Genomic DNA, 6,929 nt, shown 5'->3' with positions numbered 1-6,929 from the left:
TTGCCCGCGATGACGTCCGAAAGGACAACATTGAGCTGCAAGCTTGAGGCTTGCAGCTTGGCACCGCCTCACTTCTTCCGCGCTTTGCCGTTGCCCGGGATATGCAGGTAGGACATCACGCTTTCGGTCAGCTCGGTCGCCAGCTTGACCGCTTCCTTGTTGCGCGCCATCACCCCCGCCACCAAGCCTTCGATCAGGGCCAGCACCGCGATGTTGGAGCTGGTCATGACTGGATGGTCGGCGGGGGCGAACAGCACATGTTCGGCAATGCTGGCCAGCGGCGAGGCGGGGGAGTCGGTGATGGCCAGCACCTTGGCGCCGCGTTCATTGGCGAACCGCGCCAGTTGCAGGGTATCCAGGGAATAGCGCGGCAGGGAGATCGCCAGCAATACATCCTGATCGGTGATCGCGGCCAGGCGGTAGGCGGCATTTTCGTTGCCGCCTTCCATGCTGATGGCCGTGGCGTCGGCGCAGAAAGGCATCAGGGTCGAGGCGGCGAGGCCGGCGAAGTAGACGCTGTTGCCGAAGCCCAGAATGTAGATCTTGCGCGCCTGGATCAGGCTGCCGACGAAGGCGTCGAAGGTCTGGGCCTGGTTGTTGGTCGCCGCCGTGGCGAGGTTGCTGCTGGCGCTCTGGATCTGCTCGTGCAGGCCGAAGGCGCCGCCAGGGCGGTGGGCCAGTTCGTTGCGCAGCTTGTCGACCGGCGACACCATTTGCTGCAGCGTCGTCACCAGCTCGGCCTTCATGCCGGTGTAGCCGCCGAGGTCGAGGGTCTTGGCCAGCCGGTTGACCGCCGCCGGCGAGGTCGAGGTCGCGTGGGCCATCTCCTCGATGGTCAGCGTCGCGGCCTTCAACGGATGGCGCAGGATAAAGTCCGCGACCTTGCGCAGCGACGGCGGCAGCTCGGCAACGATTTCCGCCAGTTTGCGCATCACCGGCGCGGCATAGACCGTGGTGTCTTTCAGTGGGGTCGGCATATCCGGCTCAACAGTTCCTGAGGATTGGAGGAGAGGGCACAAGGTTGGCGGAGTGTATCCGAAGCCGCCCCCTGGCGTGCAGCGCCAGGGCAGCGGTGCGCCGGGTTATTTCAGGCTGCCGGCGAGGAACTGGCGCAGGCGTTCGGACTGGGGCCTGGCCAGCACTTCGCGCGGCTCGCCGCGTTCTTCGACCAGGCCCTGGTGGAGGAATACCAACTGGTTCGAAACCTCGCGGGCAAAGCCCATTTCGTGGGTCACCACCACCATGGTCCGGCCTTCCTGGGCGAGGTCCTGCATCACCTTGAGCACGTCGCCGACCAACTCCGGGTCGAGTGCCGAAGTCGGCTCGTCGAACAGCATCACTTCCGGTTCCATGGCCAGCGCCCGGGCAATCGCCACGCGCTGCTGTTCGCCGCCCGACATATGCGCCGGCCAGGCGTCCATGCGGTGCGCCACGCCGACCTTGGCCAGGTAATGCTCGGCCTTTTCCCGGGCCTCCTGCTTGCCCAGGCCCAGCACATGCACCGGCGCTTCCATGACGTTTTCCAGGGCGCTCATGTGCGACCACAGGTTGAAGTGCTGGAACACCATCGACAGCCGCGAACGCATGCGTTGCAGCTGCTTGGGGTCGGCCGCCTTGAGACTGCCGAGTTTGTTGGCGCGCAGCTTGAGCGGTTCGCCATTGAGCAGGATGCTGCCCGCGCTGGGCTGCTCCAGCAGGTTGATGCAGCGCAGGAAGGTGCTTTTGCCGGAGCCGCTGGAACCGATGAGGCTGATCACGTCGCCGGCTTTCGCCTGCAGGGACACGCCCTTGAGCACCTGGTGGGCGCCGTAGCTTTTGTGCAGGTCCTGAATTTCAAGTTTGTACATGGTTGCGATTCTCTGGAGTCAGTCGCTGAGCAGGCGACCCTGGCGAATAGGGGTATTGCCGGCCACCTTGGCCAGCCACAGACCGGGTTGGGCGAAGCGCAGGCGTTCGCGGGCATAGAGGATGCCGTTGGTCTCGGCGCGCACCAGGCTGTGGTGATCGGTCAGCGGGTCGATGACCTCGAACAGCGGGTCGCCGACCTTGACCCGGGCCCCCAGGGGTTGCAGGAAACTCACCACCCCGGGGTGCGGCGCATAGGCGTACTGCGCGCCGGCGAAGGGCGTCGCCTCACAGATGCAGGGTGGCGGTGTCGGCCAGCCGCCGCTGATCAGGCCCTGGTCGGCGAGGTAGCCGAGAATGGCCTGGGCGCTGTCGGCGCAGGGCTCGCGTTCGGTGTCGGCCATGCCGCGCAGTTCGATGGTGGTGGCCACGCATGCCAGCGGAATATCGGCCGTCGGAAAGCGCTCGGCCAGCTGTAGCCAGGGAATGGCGCAGGCTTCGTCGAAGGCGCTGCCACCCGCGGCCTCGGCCAGCAGCGCGACCCCCGCGTACAGGCGCGCGGCCAGAGAGCGCAGGCGTGGCCAGTTCTGCGGCATGGCGTACAGCAGCATCACCGACTCGAAGTCGCAGTGCAGGTCCAGCACCACGTCGGCATCGCAGGCATGTTGCAACAACAGGCGGCGCAGGCCGTCGAGTTCCGAGGTCGGCGCCGGCAGGTCCGCCAGGACATCGAGCATGGCCCGGCGGATCAGCGCGATGTTGGCGCTGGCATCGCCGCCCAGCCGGCCTTCCAGGCGCGGTGTCAGTGCCTGGGTCAGCTCCGGGAAGTCGCGATTGAAGTTCTTGCCGCTGCCGAACTCGAAGCGACCTTGATGGGTAGCCTGGAACATCTGGGCGATGCCGATCGGGTTGGCCATCGGCACCAGTTCGATCACCCCCGTCAGGCGACCTTGTTCTTCCAGTTCGAGCAGGCGCCGCTTGAGTTCGGCGGCCACCCGCATGCCCGGCAGCTCGTCGGCATGCAGGGAGGCCTGGATGTAGGCCTTGCGCGGCCCGCTGCCGAAACGGAACAGCGTCAGCTGGCGCTCGGTGCCCGAAGCGCTCCAGGGCAAGCGGTATTGAATGTGCTCCATGACAGCTCCTTAGTGCTTGCGCGGTGCCAGGTACGCCAGCCAGCGGCGCTCGGCCAGCTTGAACAGACGCACCAGGATGAAAGTCAGGACCAGGTAGATCAGCCCGGCGGTGATGAAGGCCTCGAACGGCAGATAAAAGCGCGAACTGATGGTGCGCGCGGCGCCAGTGATGTCGACGAGGGTGACGATGGACGCCAGGCTGGTGGTTTGCAGCATCATCAGCACTTCGTTGCTGTACTGCGGCAGCGCCCGGCGCAAGGCCGAGGGCAGGAGGATGCGCCGGTACAGGGTCAGGCGCGACATGCCCATGGCCCTGGCGGCCTCGATCTCGCCGTGGGCCGTGGCCTTCAGGCTGCCGGCCAGCAGTTCGGCGCTATAGGCGCCGGTGTTGAGCGCAAAGGCCAGGCAGGCACAGAAGGTCGCGCTGGAGAGGTAAGGCCAGAGCAGGCTCTGGCGTACCGCTTCGAACTGGGCCAGGCCGTAGTAGATCAGGAACAGTTGCACCAGCATCGGCGTGCCGCGGATCACGTAGGTGTAGAGCCAGGCCGGGAAGTTGATCAGCGGCGAGCGGGACACCCGCATCAGCGCCAAGGGAACCGCCAGCAGCAGGCCGCAGGCCAGGGAAATCAGCAGCACTTTGAGGGTCACCAGCACGCCACCGAAGTACAGCGGCAGGTTTTCCCAGATCAGGTGGTAGTCGAGAATCATGGGGGGCTCCCAATCACAACTCGGCGGCTTTGAGGCCGACCGAATAGTGTTTTTCCAGATAACGCAGCACCAGCAACGACAGGCTGGTCAGCAGCAGGTACAGCGCCGCCACGGCGAGAAAGAAGGTGAAGGGTTCGTGGGTGGCGTCCGCCGCGTTCTTGGCTTTGAACATCATGTCCTGCAGGCCGATCACCGAGATCAGCGCGGTGGACTTGGTCAGCACCAGCCAGTTGTTGGTGAAACCGGGAATGGCGAAGCGAATCATCTGCGGCACCAGGATCCGCCAGAACACCTGGGTGCCACTCATGCCATAAGCCGCGCCGGCCTCGGCCTGGCCCTTGGGGATCGCCATGAAGGCGCCGCGAAAGGTCTCCGAGAGATAGGCGCCAAAAATGAAGCCCATGGTGCAGACCCCGGCGATAAAGGGGTTGATGTCGAAATAGCGGGTGTAACCGAGTGCCAGGGCAATGCGGTTCACCAGATCCTGGCCGCCGTAGAAGATCAGCAGGATCAACACCAGGTCGGGAATCCCGCGAATCAGGGTCGTATAACCTTCGCCGAGCATTGCCAGCCATTTCAGCGGCGACAGGCGAAAGGCCGCGCCGACCAGGCCCAGGGCAATGGCCAGGGTCATGGCGGTCAGCGCCAGGTTGATGGTCAGCCAGGCGCCATCGAGAATGCTCGATCCGTAGCCGTGGAGCATGATGAAGTTCCTCAAGCGAGCGCCGCGAGGCGCAAGGCAGGCCCGGTGGCACCGGCAAGGGGCCGGCGCCAGGGCCCTGGGTAAGGCTTATTCGCCGTAGATATCGAACGCGAAGTACCGGGCCATTACCTGTTGGTACTTGCCGTTGGCGCGGATGGCGTCGATGGCGGCATTGAGGCGCGCGACATTGGCGCTATCGCCTTTGCGCACGGCGATCCCGGCGCCCCTGCCGAAATAGTTCGGGTCGTTGATGTCCGGCCCGACCAGGGCGAAACCCTTGCCGGCCGCGGTCTTGATAAAGCTCTCGTCGGTGTTGACGATGTCGGCGAGGGTGGCGTCCAGACGGCCCGAGGCGAGGTCGAGGAAGGCTTCATTCTGCGAGGCGTAGCGCACCACCTCGATGCCGGCGCTGGCCAATTGCTCGGTGGCGAAGCGGTCGTAGGTCGAGGAGCGCTGCACGCCGACTTTCTTGCCCTTGAGGTCCTGCACCGGGTCGTTGATCACGTTGCCGGCCTTCATCGCGAACTTGCCCGGCGTGTGGTAGTACTTTTTGCTGAAGTCGACCGACTTCATCCGGTCCTCGGTGATCGACATCGACGACAGCACGGCATCGATCTTGCGCACCTTGAGCGACGGGATCATGCCGTCGAATTCCTGGATGACCCACTCGCATTTCACTTTCATCTCTTCACACAGGGCGTTGCCGATGTCGTGGTCGAAACCGCTGACGTTGCCCTCTGGCGTCTTGAAGGAAAAGGGCGGGTAGGCGGCTTCGATGCCAATACGCAGGCTGTCTTCGTCGGCATGGGCCAGGAAGCTTGCGGCGCACAGCGCCAGAGCACCTAGAAGTTCTGTCTTGTTCATCTTGTTGACTCCTTGGAGGGGCGTTGGGGTGGTACGGGTACAAGCCGTCCGTTCTGGCGTGGTTCGGTCCTGGTGATTTTCGTGTGGCTATAAATGGCATGTATTATTTCATAAATCAACATTGTGAAAATAATAATATCAAAAAGGCGCGTGCGGATATCTGACTGTGCCGGTTGGCACAGCCTGTTTGGAGGGATTCAGGGGCGGGGGAAAGGGGGGACGTGATTGCGGTGTAGGAGCGAGGCTTGCCCGCGATGGCGTCACCAACGACGCCATCTCGATCAGGCTTAAACCGCGCCGTTCGGCGTCACATCGCGCATCAACAAGGCAAAACGCAGATCCACCGCGTCCGGGATCGGCAGGTACACCCTATGCCCATCCCCCGGCGCGACCTCGATCGGCTCACCACGGACGTTCTGCAACTGGTGCAGGTCGAAGTGGAAGTTGCCCTTGGGGGTCATCAGTTCCATATGGTCGCCCAGGGCAAAGCGGTTCTTCACTTGCACTTCCGCCAGCCGGTCCCGGCGCTCGCCGGTGAGTTCGCCGACGAACTGCTGGCGTTCCGACACCGAGCTGCCGTTCAGGTAGTTCTGGTATTCGTCGTGCACGTGGCGGCGCAGGAAACCTTCGGTGTAGCCACGCTGGGCCAGGGACTCCAGGTCGTTCATCAGGTTGCGGTCGAACTCGCGGCCGGCCACGGCGTCGTCGATGGCCCGGCGATAGACCTGGGTGGTGCGGGCGCAATAGAAGTGCGACTTGGTGCGGCCCTCGATCTTCAACGAGTGCACGCCCATACGCGTCAGGCGCTCGACGTGCTGCACCGCGCGCAGGTCCTTGGCGTTCATGATGTAGGTGCCGTGCTCGTCCTCGAAGGCCGGCATCGCTTCGTCCGGGCGATTGGCCTCGCGCAGCAGGAACACCTGGTCGGTCGGCGCCCCCAGGCCCAGGGTCGGCTCCGGCTGGAACTGCTGGACGATCTCGCCAACGGTATTCTCCGTGGCTGCCTCGGCCTGGTATTTCCAGCGGCAGGCATTGGTGCAGGTGCCCTGATTGGCATCGCGCTTGTTCATGTAGCCCGACAGCAGGCAGCGCCCGGAGTAGGCCATGCACAGGGCGCCGTGGACGAATACCTCGAGCTCCATGGCCGGCACCTGCTGGCGGATTTCCTCGATCTCTTCCAGGGACAGCTCGCGGGACAGGATGATCCGGCTCAGGCCCTGTTGCTGCCAGAACTCGACGCTGGCCCAGTTCACCGTATTGGCCTGCACCGACAGGTGGATCGGCATCTGCGGGAAGTGCCGGCGCACCAGCATGATCAGCCCCGGGTCGGACATGATCAGCGCGTCCGGGGCCATGGCGATCACCGGCTCCAGGTCCTTGAGGAAGGTCTTGAGCTTGGCGTTGTGCGGGGCGATGTTGACGACCACGTAGAAGCGCTTGCCCTGGGCCTGGGCCTCGCGAATGCCGAGGGCCAGGTTGGCGTGGTCGAATTCGTTGTTGCGCACCCGCAGGCTGTAGCGCGGCTGACCGGCGTATACCGCATCGGCGCCATAGGCGAAGGCGTAGCGCATGTTTTTCAGGGTGCCGGCGGGGGCGAGCAGTTCGGGGCGGGTCAGGGGCGTCATGGCGATTGTCGATGGCAAAAGGTCGCGAGGGTAAGGCCTGGGCCCGCGAGC

Annotated in this window: 7 protein-coding genes; all 7 read right to left on the bottom strand. The window is 64.3% G+C overall.

Translation table 11 applies throughout. The annotated features are described in order from the left end of the window. Positions 1–68: 68 nt before the first annotated feature. The 7 genes from ACTJKT_RS09720 to trhP all read right to left on the bottom strand — a co-directional run bounded on the left by ACTJKT_RS09720 (position 69) and on the right by trhP (position 6,878). Positions 69–977, bottom strand: coding sequence for a MurR/RpiR family transcriptional regulator (locus ACTJKT_RS09720; protein ID WP_440786916.1), 909 nt, complete (start codon positions 975–977; stop codon positions 69–71). A 105-nt stretch (positions 978–1,082) separates the two neighbouring features. Then, complete coding sequence (locus tag ACTJKT_RS09715) at positions 1,083–1,847, bottom strand: ABC transporter ATP-binding protein (protein WP_440786915.1); 765 nt, start codon at positions 1,845–1,847, stop codon at positions 1,083–1,085. A gap of 18 nt (positions 1,848–1,865) precedes the next feature. Then, positions 1,866–2,978 carry a succinylglutamate desuccinylase/aspartoacylase family protein gene (locus tag ACTJKT_RS09710; RefSeq protein WP_440786914.1) on the bottom strand — a complete coding sequence of 371 codons (1,113 nt, stop codon included), beginning with the start codon at positions 2,976–2,978 and terminating at the stop codon, positions 1,866–1,868. Positions 2,979–2,987: 9 nt separating this feature from the next. Beyond that, positions 2,988–3,686 carry an ABC transporter permease gene (locus tag ACTJKT_RS09705; RefSeq protein WP_063432109.1) on the bottom strand — a complete coding sequence of 233 codons (699 nt, stop codon included), beginning with the start codon at positions 3,684–3,686 and terminating at the stop codon, positions 2,988–2,990. Between the two features lie 13 nt (positions 3,687–3,699). Further along, the gene (locus ACTJKT_RS09700) at positions 3,700–4,389 is read right to left on the bottom strand and encodes an ABC transporter permease (protein ID WP_440786913.1); all 690 of its coding nucleotides are present in this window, start codon (positions 4,387–4,389) and stop codon (positions 3,700–3,702) included. An 87-nt stretch (positions 4,390–4,476) separates the two neighbouring features. Further along, a complete protein-coding gene (locus ACTJKT_RS09695; protein WP_440786912.1) occupies positions 4,477–5,253 on the bottom strand; it encodes an ABC transporter substrate-binding protein in 777 nt (258 codons plus the stop codon). Between the two features lie 287 nt (positions 5,254–5,540). Next, positions 5,541–6,878, bottom strand: a complete 1,338-nt coding sequence (gene trhP / locus ACTJKT_RS09690; RefSeq protein WP_440786911.1) for a prephenate-dependent tRNA uridine(34) hydroxylase TrhP — start codon at positions 6,876–6,878, stop codon at positions 5,541–5,543. Positions 6,879–6,929 lie beyond the last annotated feature (51 nt).

Source organism: Pseudomonas sp. 22526 (genome assembly GCF_052044735.1).
Taxonomy (GTDB): Bacteria; Pseudomonadota; Gammaproteobacteria; order Pseudomonadales; family Pseudomonadaceae; genus Aquipseudomonas; species Aquipseudomonas piscium.
The sequence above is the reverse complement of the archived record's forward strand: the minus strand, read 5'-3'. Positions and strand labels throughout refer to the sequence as shown.